This window comes from Ruminococcus sp. AF17-22AC, from assembly GCF_003460065.1.
Lineage (GTDB): Bacteria > Bacillota > Clostridia > Lachnospirales > Lachnospiraceae > Blautia_A.
This window is the reverse complement of the sequence record NZ_QRXT01000005.1, coordinates 15097-34836: the sequence shown is the minus strand read 5'-3', so window position 1 is coordinate 34836 and position 19740 is coordinate 15097. Positions and strand designations below refer to the sequence as shown.

Annotated in this window: 8 protein-coding genes; all 8 read left to right on the top strand. The window is 43.4% G+C overall.

Annotated features, from left to right (window positions below):
- Positions 1 to 6: 6 nt before the first annotated feature.
- Positions 7 to 1359 (top strand): DUF4430 domain-containing protein, encoded by a 1353-nt coding sequence (locus DWW86_RS08800; RefSeq protein ID WP_117942874.1) that lies wholly within the window; start codon positions 7 to 9, stop codon positions 1357 to 1359.
- Positions 1360 to 6480, top strand: coding sequence for a cadherin-like beta sandwich domain-containing protein (locus DWW86_RS08795; RefSeq protein WP_117942873.1), 5121 nt, complete (start codon positions 1360 to 1362; stop codon positions 6478 to 6480). It abuts the gene before it with no gap.
- Positions 6477 to 7475 carry an energy-coupling factor transporter transmembrane component T gene (locus DWW86_RS08790; protein WP_117942872.1) on the top strand — a complete coding sequence of 333 codons (999 nt, stop codon included), beginning with the start codon at positions 6477 to 6479 and terminating at the stop codon, positions 7473 to 7475. The genes DWW86_RS08795 and DWW86_RS08790 overlap by 4 nt, the downstream gene beginning before the upstream one ends.
- Positions 7472 to 9199, top strand: coding sequence for an ABC transporter ATP-binding protein (locus tag DWW86_RS08785; protein WP_117942871.1), 1728 nt, complete (start codon positions 7472 to 7474; stop codon positions 9197 to 9199). Before DWW86_RS08790 ends, DWW86_RS08785 begins: the two co-directional genes overlap by 4 nt.
- Complete coding sequence (locus DWW86_RS08780) at positions 9178 to 10032, top strand: ECF transporter S component (RefSeq protein ID WP_117942870.1); 855 nt, start codon at positions 9178 to 9180, stop codon at positions 10030 to 10032. The genes DWW86_RS08785 and DWW86_RS08780 overlap by 22 nt, the downstream gene beginning before the upstream one ends.
- A 271-nt stretch (positions 10033 to 10303) precedes the next feature.
- Positions 10304 to 13819 carry an Ig-like domain-containing protein gene (locus DWW86_RS08775; protein ID WP_117942869.1) on the top strand — a complete coding sequence of 1172 codons (3516 nt, stop codon included), beginning with the start codon at positions 10304 to 10306 and terminating at the stop codon, positions 13817 to 13819.
- Positions 13820 to 14060: 241 nt separating this feature from the next.
- A complete protein-coding gene (locus tag DWW86_RS08770; protein ID WP_181985333.1) occupies positions 14061 to 18743 on the top strand; it encodes a carboxypeptidase regulatory-like domain-containing protein in 4683 nt (1560 codons plus the stop codon).
- Positions 18744 to 18923: 180 nt separating this feature from the next.
- Positions 18924 to 19727 (top strand): DUF4866 family protein, encoded by an 804-nt coding sequence (locus DWW86_RS08765; protein ID WP_072521591.1) that lies wholly within the window; start codon positions 18924 to 18926, stop codon positions 19725 to 19727.
- Positions 19728 to 19740: the final 13 nt, after the last annotated feature.

Here is a 19740-nt window from a genome sequence, read left to right as displayed (position 1 = left end):
TGCCAGATGAAAAATCATAATAAACAAAATAAAAAAAACAGAAAGAAAGATTTGCTGGCAGTTGTACTCCTTATAGCAGGTTTGCTTTTGTTTGGTGCCTCGATTGTCTGGGGACTTGGCAGACAACAGCCGGAAATAGCAGAAAATCCGGTGCAGGGAATAAGCGCAGACAGTTCTTTTAAAGGATATTTGGGAAAAGGCTTTGCATATGCAGGGGCGGACACAGATAATCAGAATGGAGCAGAGAGTACAGAGGTACAGGCGCAGACACTGGAAGAACCGGAGGAGCCGGAAACAGAAGAGGAAGAGGAGCAGGAGCCGGAACAGCAGATCACCGAAAATCCGGACAATTCCAGGCAGACTGTGGATAATACAGCAGGTGAACCAGAGGAAACTTCTGAGCAGGCCGAAGGTAATCAGGAAACTGATGAAGAAGTCCTTCCGAATGAAGTTCACTATGATGATGAAAACAACGATGACGGCGAAAATGGCAATGAAACGCAGCCGGAGCAGAATGATGATCGAAACCAGGAAAATACAGAAGTTCCGTCAGAGGATGATGATCCGGAACCTGCGCCGGAAGAAAATAAATATCCATCTGTTGCGACAGATCTTGAAAACGGAGAAACCATCAATGCATCGTACAGGACATTTTTTGTACAGGCTTCTGACTATCATGGAAATGTGCTTTCCTCGTCAGCACTTGAAGTATATGGAAACGGGGAGAAACTGTATTCCATCGGAACAGATGCGCAGGGAATAGTTTCTTATCGTATCGAACTGGAAGATGGTGCCAATACAGTCAGCATAAAAGTTACAGACAGTGAAGGCTGGAGCACCACAATTCCGGAATACACAATCTACAAAGGCGAGGATGGGCAGCAGGAACCGGAAGGAACGATTACGCTCAGTATAGAAGCGGGAACAGTTGGCCTTGGGAATCTTCTGGGACCGGAGGCTGTCGAATATTATCAGGGAGAATCCATGGCATCGGTATTATTGAGAGTATTGGATGAAAATGGCTTTGACTGGAGAAATATCGGGGAAGCCAATTCCGGATTTTATCTGCGGTCAATCGGAAGAAGTGGACTGACAGCCGGGGCGGCGATTCCGGAGGAACTGCTGGCACATCTTACTGAAGTAAACAGCCAGCTGACAGAGCATGATAATGACTGGCTGGGCGAATTTGATTTCACAATGGATTCAGGGTGGCTTTATTTTGTAAACGGTGAATATATGAACAACGGAATGTCCGCATATTTCCCGGCAGACGGAGATGTGGTCAGACTCAGATTTTCACTCTATGCAGGTGCTGATGTGGGAGCTGGGCAAAACGGAGAAACCTGGGGAGAATGGTAAATGAAAAAAATTCTGGCAGGACTTTTGTCGCTGGCTCTCTTACTGGGAAGTGTCCCGGTTTACGGAGCAGAGGACGCCATACTTTCACAACCAAATACAGAGAATATCACGGAACAGTCTGAACTTTCGGAAACTGCAGAAAATTCCGGAGAAACTGAACAGGAGCCGGAAACTCCGGGTGGAGAATCAGAAATTCCAGGTGAAGAACCGGAAAGCCCTGATCAGGAGCCGGAGAATCCGGATGATAATGCCGATTCCGGAGAAGATATTGATATCAGCGGAGATACAGAGGAAGAGCCGGATGAAAATCCGGATGGGGACGACAGTCAGAACGAAGAGCCGGAAACTCCGGAAGATACGAATGGCGAAGAAATATCTTCAGACGAAAACAAAGAAAATCCGTCTCAGGAAACGACAGAGGATATCAAAACAACAGAAGCAGAATCTAAAAGTGCAGACGAAGTAGATGATTCAGCCGATTTTCTTGAAAATCTTACGGTATATACGAGTTACAGCGGCTCACCGGATGCAGTTACACTTAATCCGGAAAGACGTACAGATTTAGATGAAGAATTTGGCGGCAAAGTATACACAGTGGAATACAGTTCCTATGCACTGGCAACGGCATTTTACGTATCTGCGGATCTGCTGGATACTCTTCCGGATGATGCTAAAGTGACGCTGTCCGGCTGGACAGTCGATGGTGCACAGAAAACCACAGAGATAGCTCGTAAAGCATTTTCCGAGGGCCGGAGATACCGTCTGAACGGTCGTGTTTTTGCAAATGGAACGAATGGTGGATCCAGAGGCGTTTATACGATTATTGCAGGAAATGCAGAACACCAGCAGACCTATAAGATCGTTGTCCTTCGAAGACTGGATCTGTCGTCCATCGGCTGTTATCTCCCGACGGACAGTGACCTTGCGACAAATATCATCAGTGAAAAATTTAACAGTGCCGACAGAACATATCATGCTTCTGTTGCTGCGGACGTTGATTCGGTACAGATCAATGTAAGACCGTATTCTATTAATGCATATTACGGACTGACCGTCAATGGAGTTCCACTGCAGAATCGAAATACTATACAGGTTCCGCTGAATGAAGAGGGTGATACGGATATTACCTTCCATATGTCGGTAGAAGGTGGCTATAATGACCCGGAGTATCAGGGAAAGACTTATACTACCGAGAGCGAGTATCATCTGATTGTATCAAAACTGGCAGGAGCAGGTGCAGAATTCAAAGTCAGTCCCGCAAATGCAGTTGTATGTGTATACGATGAAAAGGGTATGCGTGTCTCTGCATCGGCAGATAACAGCCTTCTGTATGAGGGACTGATGATCGGTAAAACATATCAGTGGACAGCGTCATGTTATGGATATAAAGCATGTCAGGGAAGTTTTGTGGCTGGCGAGCAGAGCGAGATAACAGCAGATCTTGAAGAGATTGATTCCAGACAGCCGGATATCGAGGACAATGACTGGATCAACTACAGAAACAGTGATACCAATAACGGAGTTACTTCTGCGGCAACCCCGTCGAATGTGGATGAAACTGTTCAGAAATGGGCAGTAAAAATGGGCGGTGACTGGAGTGCGGCAGTCACACCGCCACTGGTATTAGGTGGATATCTATATGCGGCATCCGGCAAATTTATTTACAAAATGGACAGAAACACCGGTGAGATAGTCGCAGTAAGTGAAGAACTGGCAGGAAGTATGGTATTTGCCCTGAATCCGCTTACCTATGCAGAGGGCATGCTGTTTGCACAGGTTGGAGGCGGACAGATACAGGCAGTCAGTGCAACGACGCTGAAATCTCTGTGGATCAGTGAAACGGTAGGCGGCCAGACTCTTAGTCCGATTACCTACAGGGACGGTTATATTTATACAGGTACCTGGAATTCTGAAACAACAGCAGGAATTTATTATGCACTGTCTGTTACAGATGAAGATCCGTCCAGGGGAGATGAAATAAAACTCTGTACATGGAAATACAGCCATAAAGGTGGATTTTACTGGGCAGGAGCCTATGCATCTGGCGATTATCTTGTATTTGGTTCGGATGACGGATCAGATATGGGAAATTATACAAACACATCAATTCTTTACTCTGTTTCTACAAAAACAGGACAGTTACTGGATAAACTGACAGGTGTAAATGGAGACATCCGTACGACAGTTTCTTTTGACAATGGTTATGTATATTTTGCCACAAAGGGCGGATATCTTTACAGGGTAAAAATGAATGATGACGGAACCTTCGGACAGGTATTAAGCTACAACCTCGGAGGTATGGCAACAGCGACACCGCTTGTTTATAAAGGCAGGATATATATCGGTGTCTGTGGACAGGGGGGACAGTTTAATGCCGACGGCGGACATCATTTTGATGTCATTGCCGAATCAGACAATGAACTGAAACTGGCATATTCTGTTTCGGTACCGGGATATCCACAGGCGGCCCCGCTTCTGTCAACGGCATATGAAAAAGAAGATTTTAACGGGGACGGAAAGCCGGATGGCAGGGTTTATGTTTATTTTACTGCCAATGCCTTTCCAGGTGGAATTTATCTTCTGAAAGATGAACCCGGACAGACAAAAGGTGTGGCAGAAGAAATCTTTACGCCGGATACTGACCAGCAGCAGTACAGCATCAGTACACTCTGTGTAGACAAAGACGGAACCATATATTATAAGAACGATTCCAACTATATGATGGCGATTGAGACAAATGTCGCATGCCTGCGCAGTGTGGAAGTTACATCAGACCATGGGAAAGTAACATGGGACAGAAGTTACCGTAAGGAGCGATCTGCATATGAATTATCCTGTGAGGACGGAACAAAAAAGGCAACGTTTAAATTCGGAATACCACAGGGCGCAGCGCTGACAGTGAACGGCAAAACCTGTGACGGAACATTCAGTGTCAGCTTTCAGGGTGATGACGTTCCGGTTACTGCAGTAGTGTCCAAAAACGGCAAAAGCACGAAATATACTTTTACGGTTACAGGAGATCACAGCAGTCCTTTATTGTCGAATCTGACGGTAAGTACAAGTAATGCTTATACGGATGGTGGAAGCAGGATCGGGCTGGAACCGGAATTTACTCCGGAACAGAAAGAATATACGACAGAAGTATATGACGGAAACAGCAACAGGATCAATATTTTTGCATTGCCGGAAGAAGACAGCGCATCTGTGACAGCAGAAGGTATCCGGGGAATCAAAAAAATCACAAATTATGGCAAAACCTCCGGAAGCGGCAAAGCACACAGAATTGCAGTGTATTTTGGAGATGATGAGTCAGAGGCACTGGTAAAAGTAACCGTTCAGACCAGAACCGGAAAGACCGAAGTTTATCAGGTATTACTCAGAAGAGCAGATGTTTATCCGCCTGTCCTTTCAGGCAAAAAAGCAGTGCGTTATGAAAATAACAAGATAAGAGTGACTTTCACCGCCAACGAAAAAGGCAGTTATGCTTATGTGCTTGGAAAGGCTGGAGAAACGCCATCCTTTACCGGAGATTTTACGGAGACAATGGCGCAGGGAGAAAATACGCTGGATCTGACAGTTCCGGACAAAGAAGAAAAAGTCCTGTACATACTGGCGAAGGATGAAAACGGAAACATTATGGAAGCACCATATGCCATTTCGATACATGTCTATGCAGGAATAAATGTGGCAATAAAGGTGACTCCTTCTGATGCAGAGATAAAGGTGGTCAATCAGGATGGACAGGAGATTGCTCCGAAGAACAAAAAATATCCGTTTATTGTCGGAAATACATATCAGATCACTATATCCCGGGACGGTTATGAAACGCTGAATGAAACAGTTGCAGCAGAAAAAACAAAGACAGAATACAGATATTCTCTGAAATCAACAATGAATTCCGATGCATCATTGAAAAATCTGTATGTATCCAGTTCAGATACGTATGGTAAGGGAATACAGAAGCTGACTCCGGCTTTTAAGAAGCAGGAAACAAAGTACACCGCCGTTTACGGTACAGAGAGACAGAGCCTGAATATATGGGCACAGACAGCTAATAAAAAAGCATCGATACGGGTATATGCACTGGCTGGCATCCGGGGCTCGACAGTACAGAAAGATGAAACCATCAGTCAGAGTACTGCGGCAGGCGGACATGCTTTCTGGAAGATATTTTTTGCCAGCGGAGAAAAAGAGGCAAAAGTCAGAATACAGGTAACTGCGGAAGACGGCACGAAGAAAAACTATTACGTGACATTGAAGCTTACCGACATTACGGCACCGGTACTGAAAAAAGTCAGTGCCAGCAGACTTTCCGTGGACAAAGCATCTGTAGTATACAAATCCAGTGAAAAAGGATATCGCTACTATCAGGTTGTGGATGCAGGGAAGAAAATTCCGAAGCTGAATACCAAAGGAAAGGGAACCGAGATTCAGGCAGGAACGGATACCATTATGCTGAAAGGCCTGACTGAAGGTGAAAAAGATCTGGTGATCGTTGTCAAAGACAGCACCGGAAATGTGAGTGACCAGCTTGTTATCCGCATCCCGGATGTGAAGAAAAAAGGTCAGAATCCGGGTAATGCAAATAATGACGGGAAAGACAACAACAAGAATAATATAGCGGCACGTCCGGGAAGCGGCGGTCATAAATCAGAGGCGACAACTCCGGGTAAAGGTTCAGATGGAGAGGGCTCAAAAGCAAACCTGAAACTGGTAAATGGAAATGGTTCAGGCGGCGATGGCACAAAGGACGAAAACGGCAATTCATCAGGAGCGTCTGACGGTCAAAAACAGTCAGGAAAAACGAAAGACACTTCCAAAAAGACAGCCAAAGCAGGAGAATCTGAAAAAACAAAAGAAGAAGAATCAAAATCCGGCAAAAAAGATACCGGCGACAGCGAAAAAACAGATAAAAATGAAAAGACAGAAACCACCGATGGAGAAGCAGTTGAAACGACTTCTTCGAATACAGATGGAAGTCCGGTGGAAACTGTAATTACAGAGGCGAAGACGATACCGCTTCATGTCTGGATTCTGATACTGGTTGCAGGGCTGGGAACTGCATACATGATCTTCTGGATCAGAGCACAGCATTATTACAGAAGGAGGATGGCAAAATGAATGACAAAGTAAACGATGCCTTTTCAGGATGCCATCCTTTTCTGAACTTTTTTTACTTCGCAGTGGTACTTCTGTTTACGATGTTCAATCAGCATCCGGTATTTCTGTTGATTTCATATATCGCGGCAGTGATGTATGCCTTCCTTCTGAACGGATGGAAAAAAACATTAAAACAGAATCTGCTTGTAACGCTGCCGGGACTTCTGATCGTGGCATTATTAAACCCACTGTTTAACCACTATGGTGTGACAATGCTGTATTACGTGGAAGCCAGCGGAAACTGGATCACACTGGAAGCACTGGTGTATGGTCTGGTTCTCGGCGCGGTGATGTTTATTGTGATTCAGTGGTTCAGTTGTTACAACTGTGTAATGACAACAGACAAATTTGTATATCTGTTTGGCAGGCTCATACCGGCACTGTCACTGGTTCTGTCTATGGCACTCAGATTTGTGCCGAGATTTACCGAACAGCTCAGGGTGATTCGTAACGGACAGAAAGCAATGGGGCGCGATGTGACAAATGGAAGTATGCTTGCGAAGGCGAAGCATGGAATGAATATACTTTCTATTCTGGTTACATGGGCACTGGAAAATGCAATAGAAACTTCAGATTCCATGAGAAGCAGAGGATATGGGCTGCATGGACGCACAGCCTTTTCAATATACAGATATACAAAAAGAGACAGGTGGCTTACCGGCGCGTTTGCCATATTGGCAGCAGTATTTGCTTTTGGATGCGTGAAGGGGGCCGCCTTTGCTGTTTATGATCCGAAGATTCAACTGGCGGGTATAAATCATGCTTACTCCGGCTGTGGACCGGTGCTGGCAGTGATAACGTATCTTGCATTTGCCGTATTTTGTTTCCTTCCGGTATTTTTGAACCTGGCAGAGCGGGCTGCACTTGCCCGAAGCCAGAAAGCAGTCGGAACAGAAATAGGATATACGTACAGAAAAATATATGAAGAACTGGAACAGGAGAAACAGTATTCATGAATATATTGGAAATCAGAGATTTCAGTTTCAGCTATCCGGATCAGGAGAAGCGGGCACTTACAGAAATCAGTTTAGATATAAAAGAAGGTACGCTGAATGTCATTTGTGGAAGAAGCGGATGTGGAAAGAGTACACTTCTCCGGCAAATGAAAAGCGTATTGGCACCGCATGGTGAGAAAAAGGGAATGATTTTATACAAAGGAAAGCCGCTGGCTGAGCTGGAGTACAGAACACAGAGTAAAGAAATCGGGTTTGTCATGCAGAATCCGGATAACCAGATCGTTACGGATAAAGTGTGGCATGAACTTGCGTTTGGACTCGAGAGTCTGGGGTATGACAATGCCACAATTCGGTTACGTGTAGCAGAAATGGCAAGCTATTTTGGAATCCACCGCTGGTTTTACCGTGAGGTAAAGGAGCTGTCCGGCGGTCAGAAACAGTTATTGAATCTGGCTGCTATCATGGCAATGCATCCGTCGCTTCTGATCCTTGATGAACCAACTTCTCAGCTTGATCCGATTGCTGCGTCTGATTTTCTGGAAACGGTCAAAAAAATAAACCGGGATATCGGAACAACTGTCATCATTACGGAACACCGACTGCAGGATATCATTCCGTTTGCAGATAAAGTATTTGTGATGGATCAGGGAAAACTGATCACAGAGGGAACACCGGGGGAGATCGGTCTGGAGCTGAAAAGACGTGAACATGGCATGTTTTTATCTATGCCGGTGCCTATGCAGATTTTTGCGTCGGTAGACAGTGATCTTGCCTGTCCACTTACAGTAAGTGACGGAAGAATGTGGATGCAGGAATATCTGAACCTTCATCCGGAAGTTGTTCGGGGAACGGAAATCCGGGAAGCACAGGCAGAAGAGACGAAAAACAGGAAACAGGGAAAAAATAAAAAAGAAAAGCCTGCCATAGAAGTAAAAGAAGTATGGTTCCGTTATGAAAGGGAAAGTGCAGATGTTATCAGGGATCTGTCCTTTCAGGTAAAAAAAGGCGAATTTTATGCAGTTGTCGGTGGAAACGGAACCGGAAAAAGTACAACATTGTCCCTGCTTTGCCGTATCCGGGCACCTTATCGTGGAAAAATAGTACTGGATGGACAGGATATCCGCAAATTCAGTGACAGGGAACTGTATAATGGATATCTGGGGGTGCTTCCGCAGAATCCGCAGAGTCTTTTTCTCAAAAAGACGGTGCTGGAAGACCTGTATTCAGTGATAGGTGGCAAAAAAGAAAAAACATCTCCGGAATATCCGATAAATATGAAGAAAGAAAAGGCAATCGAGGGAATTGTCAGTCTGACACATCTGGAAGGACTTCTTGAGAGACATCCGTATGATCTGAGCGGAGGAGAGCAGCAGAGGCTGGCACTGGCAAAGGTACTTTTACTGCGGCCGAAGATTCTTTTGATGGATGAACCTACCAAAGGAATGGATGCAGAATACAAAGAAGAACTGGGCGAGATTCTGAAGAAATTGCAGCAGCATGGAATTACGATTTTTATGATCTCACATGATGTGGAGTTTGTGGCGGAGTATGCAGACCGTGTCGGACTTTTTTTCGAGGGAAATATTGTCACAAACAAAGAAACACGTGAGTTTTTTGCAGGCAACAGCTTCTATACGACAGCAGCGAACCGTATGGCAAGACAGTTCTTTCCGGAGGCGGTTACAGGAAGGGATGTGGTGAAGTGCTTAAAGAGCAGGAATTAGATCAGTTTCTGGACGAGTTTCTGGATGCCGGAAGTACTCCGGTTGTACAGGAGGAGAAAGAAGATCATGATCTGGAAGAATACACTCTTCCGTCAGATGGACTGATCATACGTCAGATGAAAAAAGATGGAAAAGTCAGCCGCCGGACCTGGCTTGCAATTGTGCTTCTGCTTTTGATCGTACCGGTATTACTGTATATATCTGTCAGAATCTTTCATGGCAGAAAATATCTTCTGTGCAGCCTGATCCTTGTAGTTGCCGCGATGTTGCCTTTTTTTATGATGTTTGAGGGCAGAAAGCCAAAAGCAAGAGAAATTATGGTCATATCGGTGCTGGCTGCAATCGGCGTTGCAGGGCGTGCAGCATTCTTTATGTTTCCGAGCTTCAAACCGGTCGCGGCAATTGTAATTCTTACAGGGGTTTCCTTTGGTGGCGAAGCCGGATTCCTGGTAGGATGTATGATTATGCTGCTGTCCAATATGTTTATGGGACAGGGACCGTGGACACCATGGCAGATGTTTGCTTTTGGCCTGATCGGTTTTCTTGCAGGCATATTATATCGCGTGGGGATTTTGAAAGCACGGAAAGCAGATCTCTGTGTATTTGGATTTTTGAGCGTATTTTTGATTTATGGGGGAATCATGAATCCGGCAGGAGTACTGATGTCCTATGGATATATAACAAAAGAGAGCCTGATCGCGAATTATATTTCGGGCGCACCGGTAGATCTGGTCCATGCAGCATCTACTGTGATCTTTTTATGGGTTTTAAGCAGACCGCTTCTCGAAAAGCTGGAACGGATCAAACGCAAATACGGACTGATCCAGGATTGATCAGACCAAAAGCTTTTAGATTATAAAAATAAAAATTGACAGTAATGTGGAGAAATGTTACAATTTTAACAACAAAATAACCAGGCGTGGTCGGATCATTTGTATGATCTGTTTGAGGAAATCCGGTGCGAATCCGGAACTTATTTTACTGTATGAAATATTAAATGCGTAGAATGTTTTAAGTCAGTGTATCCAACGCGTTGTATAGGGCAGAGACTCATAGTATTGGGGCTCTGTTTTTTGTTGCCAAATTTATAAAAGGAGGAAGAAGATGAAAAACAACAAAAGACCATCAATTCGTATGAGACTTCTTGCGTGGATGATGGCGGCGATCATGATGTGTACAGGTCTTAATGTAACTGCGTATGCACAGGAAATATCCTTTGATGACGGATATGCGCTGGAACAGCAGGAAGAACAGGTTACAGATGAGAAAACCGCAGAAGAAATTCAGCAGGACGATTCAGACACAGAAATTTCATTTGAAGGTCCTTGGGATACCGAGGATACAGATGAGGATGACATTACAATTGAGGACGCACAGGCACAGGACGATTCGGACACAGAGGAAGCTGATGCAGATGAGGTAGATGTTTTCAGTGATGCAGACGATCAGAATGCCGTTGAAGCATTTAGTGATGGTGATTCCGAATCAGACGGGGAAACAGCAAAAGTAACAGTCAATTTTTCGTTTTCACAGGATGACAGATTTGCAGACGACGAATTTGAAGATGGAGCAATTAGTGAACCGGTTGCGTTGAAACAGTTGACAGTTCCGTATTTTGACCTTGCCAGGTATGGATTAGAGAAATTTTATTTTAAATCAGAAAAGTATTCTTCAAGCGATAAAGGAACAACTGGAATGGTGGGAACGGCCGAGACAGCACGTAATCATGTCACATTATTACATCTTATAATTTATGCGACAGAAGTTCTGTATTGCGGACTTGGAGATGACGAAGCCGGACAGGGATATCTGAAAGATGAAGGGTATTTGGATGATGGAGCAACACTTAATATTACAGGAACTCCAGGCTCTCTGTACATGGAGCATCTCTGGGGCTTGGATCAAAACCTTAATTATTATTTAAATTATGAATTTCCTCTTGCATCGACTGGATGGGGAAGTACTGCTGATCAGATACTATTACATGATGGTGATGTTGTAACGTTAGCACATTATTCTGATTGGAATTTCTATTCAGATTCCGGAGCAGGATTTAATTATCTGACAGATGAGAATGGAAGCCGTACAAAGGTTGTAGTAGATCGTGGCAAAAAAGACAGTATTACGTTTCAGACCTGGCGCGCGCAGGCAGGCATGAATGGTGGAGAAACAACGCAGAATAAGATGACTGGAAATTATCAGCTCTATTATATTCCGGTTGCTGATATGTGGGATGGTGATGTGGCATCATGGACACGTCTCGGAGAAACGGAAAATGGAGAACTGCAGGTTGATCTTGACAAGATTCCAAATGGAGAATACTTTGTAGGAATTCCGGGACAGCCGGGAGTCGAGCATACGGATGTAATATGTTCTTCACCAGGTGGTATCTATCTTAATGTAACAGGTTCTGCTTTTGAAGGTCAGGGAACAGAAACAAGTCCATATGAGCTTTCAACAGCAAAAGATCTTACAAGACTGAAAAAACTTGTAAAAGCAGCAAAAATTCCTGAAAATACATATTTTGTTCTTACAGACGACATTACTCTGCCGGAAGGATGGACTCCGATCGGCGAAACAATCGACGGCACCAATGACATCAAGAGAGGTCAGAATCTTCGTGCATTCAGTGGAATCCTTGATGGACAGAATCACACCATCACTGTTCCGGAAGGTGGACTTCCGCTTCTGGGATATGTAAAGGGTGCAGAAGTTCGCAATCTGAATATCTATGGTACAAAGATTGCCGGATATGGACTGATCAATAATCTGGAAGGTGTCGGACTCTCCGGTAAAGCAGTTTTGCTTGACAATATTACATTAAAGAGCGGATCAAGTACTCTGAAATCAGGGCTTCTCGGTGCTAATATAACAACAAATCCGTATGGAGGATGTTCTGCCAAGTTTCTTGCAACCGTACAGAACTGTACAATTGAAGATGGTGTTGTAATTGGTTATAATAAGGATCAGAGTATTATCGGATCTATTGCAGGAAGATTTAATGGAACTATCAGCAACTGTACCAGTAATGCGACTGTATATGGTATAAACTATGTCGGCGGTATCATGGGTATGAGAGATAATTCTATGGGCGACAATTATGTGACCGGATGTACATTTGGCGGTACAGTAGAAGCCAGCGGTCAAAATGCAGGTGGTATCGTTGCTGGTGGCTACATGGACAATACAATGTCCGCACCAAATGCTTACAGACTGAATGTTAATAACTGTACATCAACAGGAACCATTACCGGTGCAGACAATGTTGGTGGTATCTTTGGTGGTGACATCATGGTAGCGCAGGCATGGAATGCATATACCTTTAAAAATAATACATTTACCGGTAAGGTGAACGCAACAAATGGAACAAACGTTGGTGGAATCATCGGATATTACAGAAGTCTGAATACATACGATGATATTGCAGAAAATACATTTAATGATGACTGCGGTACTACAAAAGGTATCGGCGGAGTTGCATTCGTAGACACAAGCTGCGAGACACATGAAACAGAGAGCGGAGCAACTTACTTCAATACAGCCAATGGAACAACCGGACTGCCGAAGGTTCAATGGTGCACCTGGAAGAAAAATCATAACCGTACAGATGATCCTCTTGGAGCAGATGCGGATAAACTGACAAAGAGAAATCATGTGCAGCATATGTGGGATGAAGGCGTAGTAAAGACAGAAGCGACCTGCACAGCAACAGGAGAAAAGCTTTATACCTGTACTTACTGTAATGAAACCAGGACAGAAGAAATCCCGATGAAAGAGCATACTTATGACGAGGGAAAAGTAACAACAGAACCAACCTGTAAAGAAGCAGGAGTAAAAACCTATACCTGTACAGTCTGCCAAGAAACAAAGACAGAAGAAATCCCGAAGACAAATGATCATAAGTATGACTCAGGAAAAGTAACGAAAAAGGCAACCTGCAAGAATACAGGAGAGAAGACATACACCTGTACAGTCTGTGGAGCAACAAAGACAGAAACCATTGCAAAAACAAATGACCATAAATATACATGGAAGACAACTGCGAAAGCAACTGTATTTGCACCGGCGAAACAGCAGGGAAAATGCTCTGTATGCGGTAAGACAGTTACAAGAAACTATGGAAAGAAGCTTACGGCAACGATCAGACTGAATGCAACATCCATCAGACTTCAGCAGAGACGCAGTACCAACAAGATCAAAGTCACAATGGCAAATGGAGATTCTGTGAAGTCCTGGACATCCAGCAACAGAAGAATTGCAACTGTCAACAACAAAGGCGTGATCACAGCCGGCAGACAGAACGGAACCGCAAGGATCACAGCAACACTTAAGAGCGGTAAAAAGGCAAGTCTGAATGTCAAAGTTCAGTCTACAAAAGTTATAACAACAAGCATCAGTGGACTGAAAGCCAGCGAAACTCTGAAGCGTGGGCAGAAACTGACCCTGAAACCGGTGGTCAATCCGATCACCTCTCAGGAGGGAATTACCTATGCTTCTTCCAACAGGAATGTAGCAGTTGTAAACAGCAAAGGTGTCATTACAGCACGGGCAAAAGGATCCGCAAGAATCACAGTAAGATCCGGAAGGAAATACTATACGATCAGAGTAACCGTAAAATAATTGACGTTGTTATGTAAAAATGCTATAATAATCAGACAACAAGATAACCAGACGTGGTCTGATTTGGTAGTCAGTTTGAGGAAATCCGGTGCGAATCCGGAACTGTTATTTGCTGTATTTAATGTCAAGCGCGGAAGTCATTTTTAGTCGGCAAGCCAACACGTTATAAAGGACAGAGACTCATCGAATAATGAGGCTCTGTTTTTTGTTGTCAAAAGTATTTTACAAAAGGAGGAGCAAAGTGAAGAAAAAAGAAGTAATGAAACGTATGTCAGCGCTTGCTATGTCAGCAATGATGACCGTAACGATGATTCCTTCCAATGCATTTGCAGCGGATATCGAGTTTTCTGATAGCGGACAGGAAGCAATAGAAGTACAGGCAGATGAGGAAGACAATGCGGAGATTTCCATTCAGGACGAGGACACGGACAATGCGGAAGACCTGATGGGAGAGGATTTAACTTTAGAAGATTCTGAGGATGCATCCGTTGATACAGAGGTATTTGAAGCAGAAGGAGAGGCAGACTCATTTTCAGCAGAGAATGGAGATATCGCAGCATTTGCGGATGAATCAACTGGTACAGATGATGCAAAAGCTGCTGCAGCCCAATGGCTTGAGGATAACTATCTTACTAATCAGAATAATAAGTTAATCACCAATGGTGGAACCGGTGTTACCAAGAGTGCAGATGGATTAACTTATACCATAGGCCTTAAGACAAATGGAACTGGAAGTAATATTACTTCTATAGCTTTCAGGACATTCACCAGTCCATACAAGAACGGCTGGTATATTGACAACGAGGAAGCAGGAAAATGGTTAAATCTTAACACCAAGACAGCAGCGAAGAGAGGAAGTACCCCGATTATTAAGCGTCCGACTGCAGAAGAAGGACCAAAGAGTATTAAGGCAACCCTGAGACTGTTTTCAGCAGATACATCTGATTCTGTAATCAACAATGAGGCACAGGCAGCTACAGCAGCTCTCGCAGAGCAGGAATTTACCATCACAATCGAAGCAGCAGAACCAGCTTACACAATGACCGTCAAGGTACAGGATGAAAATGGTACTCCAATCAATGATGCGACTGTAACACTGGAGAAGGGCTGGAATACTGTTTCTTTGAAGGCAGATGGTTTTTATGACATGGAAAAGGGTGCAAATTACACCCTGACTGTCAAAAAAGACGGATATAACGATTACAAAGAAAGCTCTTTTACCTTCAATCCGACAGATCTCAACACTGTAAAAACCGTTACACTGAAGAAGATCATCACAAGAAACGTCAGATTCAACGTAACAGACAAATCCGGCAATCCGGTCAATGGTGCCACAGTAACCGTCAAAAAAGGCTGGTACGATACCATAAAACCAGAAGCAGACGGAAGTTATAATCTGATTGATGGAACTACTTATAAATATAGCGTAGAAGCTCCAAATTATAAATCCGTTTCAAATCAGGAGTTCACCCCGGACAAAGACGATACGATCAATGTTCAGCTTGAGAAAAACATCAGCAATTATACAGTAACCATTAATCCGGTAGACAAAGACAATAAAGCAGTCGAGAATGCATCCATTAAAGTAACCTACGAAGAGGAAGATCCGTGGGATGAAGATGAAACAGAGACTGTAGAACTCAAGGCAAATGACAATGGAACCTACACCATGCAGAAAGGTGTTACTTACACTTACACTGTGACAGCACCGGATTACAATGATGTGAAAAATACTTACGCACCGTCCGGCGATGATGAGAATATTTCCTTAAATGTCAAGATGGTATCAAGCATTAATCCGGCAGATGTAGAAACCGTAAATGCTATCAAAGCGAAATTTGATGCAGAGATGGGAGCACTTCGTCCGAAGTTTGCAACGGACAAGAATATTTGCGAGTTTGTAAAAACCAGAATTGGTGCATACACAGATATTGATACAACCGGTGTGACTGTTTCTGTTAAATACAGTGGCGATACAGACTGGGTTGGCACTGATGGAATCATTCATTACAGGGCACAGGCTCCTTCCACAGGTTCTAATGTTAAGAATGTAAGTCTTATCTATGTATTTGAGAAGAATGGCGCAAAGGCAGAAACAAAAGAACGTACTGCTACAATTGGATGGGATTGCGAATACTTTAACAGGCAGATGCAAGCAGATAAGGACGGTCTTACCTGGGCCAAGATCAAAGGATCAAACACAGATGCAGCAGAGGTAACATCCAATCTGACACTTCCACAGTGCATGGGCACCAGTGCAAGAACAACCTGGTCCAGCATTGCATGGGAGTCCTCTAATGAAAGTGTGATCAGCTTCAAGGATACAGGATGGGGATCCCTGATCGATGCCAAAGAAGGCGTGATCAAACCACAGCCGGAAGATACAGAAGTAACTTTGACAGCTACCTTTAACGCCAATGACACATTGCTGAATTCTTATGTAGAAAAGGTATCTGATTTTGCTACTCTGACAAAAGAATTCAAAGTAACTGTTAAAGGCACCGGGCAGACAGGACCTACAGAAGAAGAACTTCAGGCAATTCTGAATAAATATTATACAGCAGATCAGATTAAAAATTTCAATGATCAGAGTCAGGTAGCAGATCTTAAGAACTGCACCTATGATCTTCAGCTTCCAAGATACACCAAAATAAAGGACGACAATAACAAATACGTATTCGCTAACAAAGAAATTACAGTAACTTCAGATAATGAGAATGTGATTAAGGTTAATGGTTACAGAGCAGCCGTAGACCGTTTTGCAAGCAATGAAGATCTTGCTGTAAATCTTATTGTTACCTTTACCCGTGATAATGTAACCGTAAGCAAGAAGATTCCGGTTACGGTCAAAGCCATTACAGAGGCAGAAGTTCAGGCTCAGCTTGATCTGATGGAGTATGCAAAAGCACATTACTTTGATGGAATCAACGATGGACTGTATGCAGATAAGGATTCTATCACCGGAAATCTGCATGCATTCCAGGAACTGACAGCAGGCGAAAAATGGATTTATGATAATGCTGACAGAACCGGTACAGGAATCATCCCGGATGATTTCCCGGAGTACGATCCAATGGCATCAAGTTACAGATTATTTAAATCTTCCAACAATGCAGTAGTACAGCATGAAAACCTTGTTGTTACCAGAAGAGAAACAGACACACAGATCACAATCTCTTCCGTACTCAGCAGTGAACTTTACAAAGATGCTGCTGCAAAGCATCCGGAAAATACAGTTCTTCAGAAACTTTACAAACAGCCTGTTTCCGTAACTGTTACCATCAAGGGAACCAGACCGGCAACAGAGGGACTTCAGAAGCTGATCAACGAAGCACAGACACTTCTGGATGGAATGACAGAAGGGACAGAAGCGGGACAGTATCCGGAAGGAACAAAGTCAACACTTCAGGCGGCAATTGCCACAGCAAAAGATGTCCTGAACAAAGAAAATCTTACAGAAAAAGAAGTAAGTGATGCAACACTGGCACTTCAGGCAGCTATTGATGCAGCCAAAGATGCACAGAATGCAGCTGTTGCGACTGTAACAGTCAGAGTAAATATGGCTGGTGAAGCGGCACAGCTGAGAACATTTGATGTTACATCTAAAGATGCAGCCGCTTACGGATATGAAAAACCGGAAGCAATGAAGAATCAGGTAACAGTAGCTGATGCACTTTATGTTCTGCACAAAACAATGTATGGAGATGCATTTGATGAAAATCCGTCTAAATATCTTAATGTAGGATCAAATGGATGGATTTATGCTATGCTTGAAAATACTACCGGAAATTTTGGCTATTATGTAAATAATAAATATCCGGTAGACGAAAACGGACAGGGAACCGTTGCAAACACAACTGCATTAAAGAATGGCGATACACTGAGCCTTTATGTGCTGGCAGATACAAGCGGATACACAGACGAGTATATTTATTTTGAAAATGTTCCGGAAGAAATCTGTGCTGGTAAAGAATTTGCAGTAACAGTAAAAGGTCTTTCAATGATGACACCAGTAGAGAATGAGAAAGAGTGCACCGTTGAACTGAAAAACCTTGATACTGCTGAAACATCAGAATTTGTAACAAATGATGAAGGAATTGCCAATGTAAAAGCTGATAAAGCCGGAAAATACCAGCTCACAGTTACAAAGACATCACACAAATATATTGTTGCGCCACTTGCTGAGCTTACAGCAAAAGAGCATACCTTCGATGAAGGAAAAGTAACGAAAAAACCAACATGTAAAGAAGCCGGGGAAAAGACTTACACATGTAAAGTCTGCAAAACAACAAAGACAGAGTCCATTGCAAAGACAAATGACCACAAATATACATGGAAGACAATTGCGAAAGCAACTGTATTTGCGCCGGCAAAACAGCAGGGAACATGCTCTGTATGTGGTAAGAAAGTTACAAGAAACTATGGAAAGAAGCTTACAGCAACAGTCAAACTGAATGCAACCGGCATCAGACTGCAGTATAAGCACAGCACCAACAAGATCAAAGTCACAATGGCAAATGGCGATTCCGTGAAGTCCTGGACCTCCAGCAATAAGCGGATCGTAACTGTTAACAACAAAGGCGTGATCACAGCCGGTACAACAAGTGGAACAGCCAAGGTTACTGTAACACTCAAGAGCGGCAAGAAGGCAAGCCTGGTTGTAAAAGTACAGCCTACAAAAGTTATAACAACAAAGATTTTCGGCCTGAGATCCAGCGAAACCCTGAAGGTTGGTCAGAAACTGGCACTGAAACCGGTACTTGGACCTGTTACCTCCCAGGATGGAATCACCTATACTTTCTCCAACAGAGATGTAGCAGTTGTAAATCGTAATGGTGTCATCACAGCACGCAAAAAAGGAACTGCGAAGATTACCGTAAGATCAGGAAGAGAAAGCTTTGTAATTACAGTAACTGTAAAATAATCACACAACATGCCTGTAAGCCTCTGTGCCTGTCAGCACAGAAGCTTATGATGCACAGCAGGTCGGGACACAACTCCCGGCCTGTTTTTATATATCAATCTATTATATTAAATATAGAAGATATGAATTTTACATTCCCCACCCATCCTCCTATAATAAGCCTCAAAAGGAGGCTTTATTATGGGCACAATATTCCCAAGAGAAGAAAAGGCGGAGCAGATTTTCGATGAGATACTCAAAAATCCCCGCGCATGCGACCGCCTGAAAAATACTTTTTTTGCTGCAATTCCATCTGCGGAAGAAAGCGAAGGTGCCGGAACCGACATTCCGGGAACAGTTTTTGCAGCAGCTTTATTTAATGCATACGAAAACAAAGATTTATCAGCATTTATGATGGCAGTATGCAACAACAGCGTCTTTGATCTGCTTCGGAATTCCTTTTTGATTCCGATCCGTTTCAATGACAAAGGTGTGGAAAATCCAATCTTATTGACGGATGAAAACGGGGAATTTTTCGATGAATCCGAACTTCACCTCTGGGAGAAAAAATACAAAATGTTCCGCAAATTATTTGAACAGCAGGATGAAATTCCGGATTACCAGATGTATATGGCAGACGGTTTCAGAGAAAATCATTTCTACAGTGAGGAGGGAGAAATTGAGACAAGAAAGATTTCCGAACACAGAGGAATCCTTCTGATGTTTAATTTCCCGGAATCTGTAGAGTTTGAGATCAATGAAGAAAAAATATATAGCATAGTATGGGACGCATTGATGAAATTGCAGGAAGAACTTCCTCGTTCGCTTATGTACTACGGAAAAAGGGACGAACATGGCGTTGAAAAACACACCAGTACACTCGGAATCTTTCTTCCCTTCTGTCATTTTGAACGTGAAATGGAAAAAAATATTGAGCTTGCAAACGGTATCGGACTGGGATGCCGTGAAGCAATTCTGGCGGAAATGAAGGCGCAGGATAAATGATTTTAACAGCTGA

Bases quoted from the DNA above. Each gene is read 5' to 3' on its own strand.
- DWW86_RS08800 (WP_117942874.1), top strand. From the start codon at position 7: ATGAAAAATCATAATAAACAAAATAAAAAAAACAGAAAGAAAGATTTG.
- DWW86_RS08795 (WP_117942873.1), top strand. From the start codon at position 1,360: ATGAAAAAAATTCTGGCAGGACTTTTGTCGCTGGCTCTCTTACTGGGA.
- DWW86_RS08790 (WP_117942872.1), top strand. From the start codon at position 6,477: ATGAATGACAAAGTAAACGATGCCTTTTCAGGATGCCATCCTTTTCTG.
- DWW86_RS08785 (WP_117942871.1), top strand. From the start codon at position 7,472: ATGAATATATTGGAAATCAGAGATTTCAGTTTCAGCTATCCGGATCAG.
- DWW86_RS08775 (WP_117942869.1), top strand. From the start codon at position 10,304: ATGAAAAACAACAAAAGACCATCAATTCGTATGAGACTTCTTGCGTGG.
- DWW86_RS08765 (WP_072521591.1), top strand. From the start codon at position 18,924: ATGGGCACAATATTCCCAAGAGAAGAAAAGGCGGAGCAGATTTTCGAT.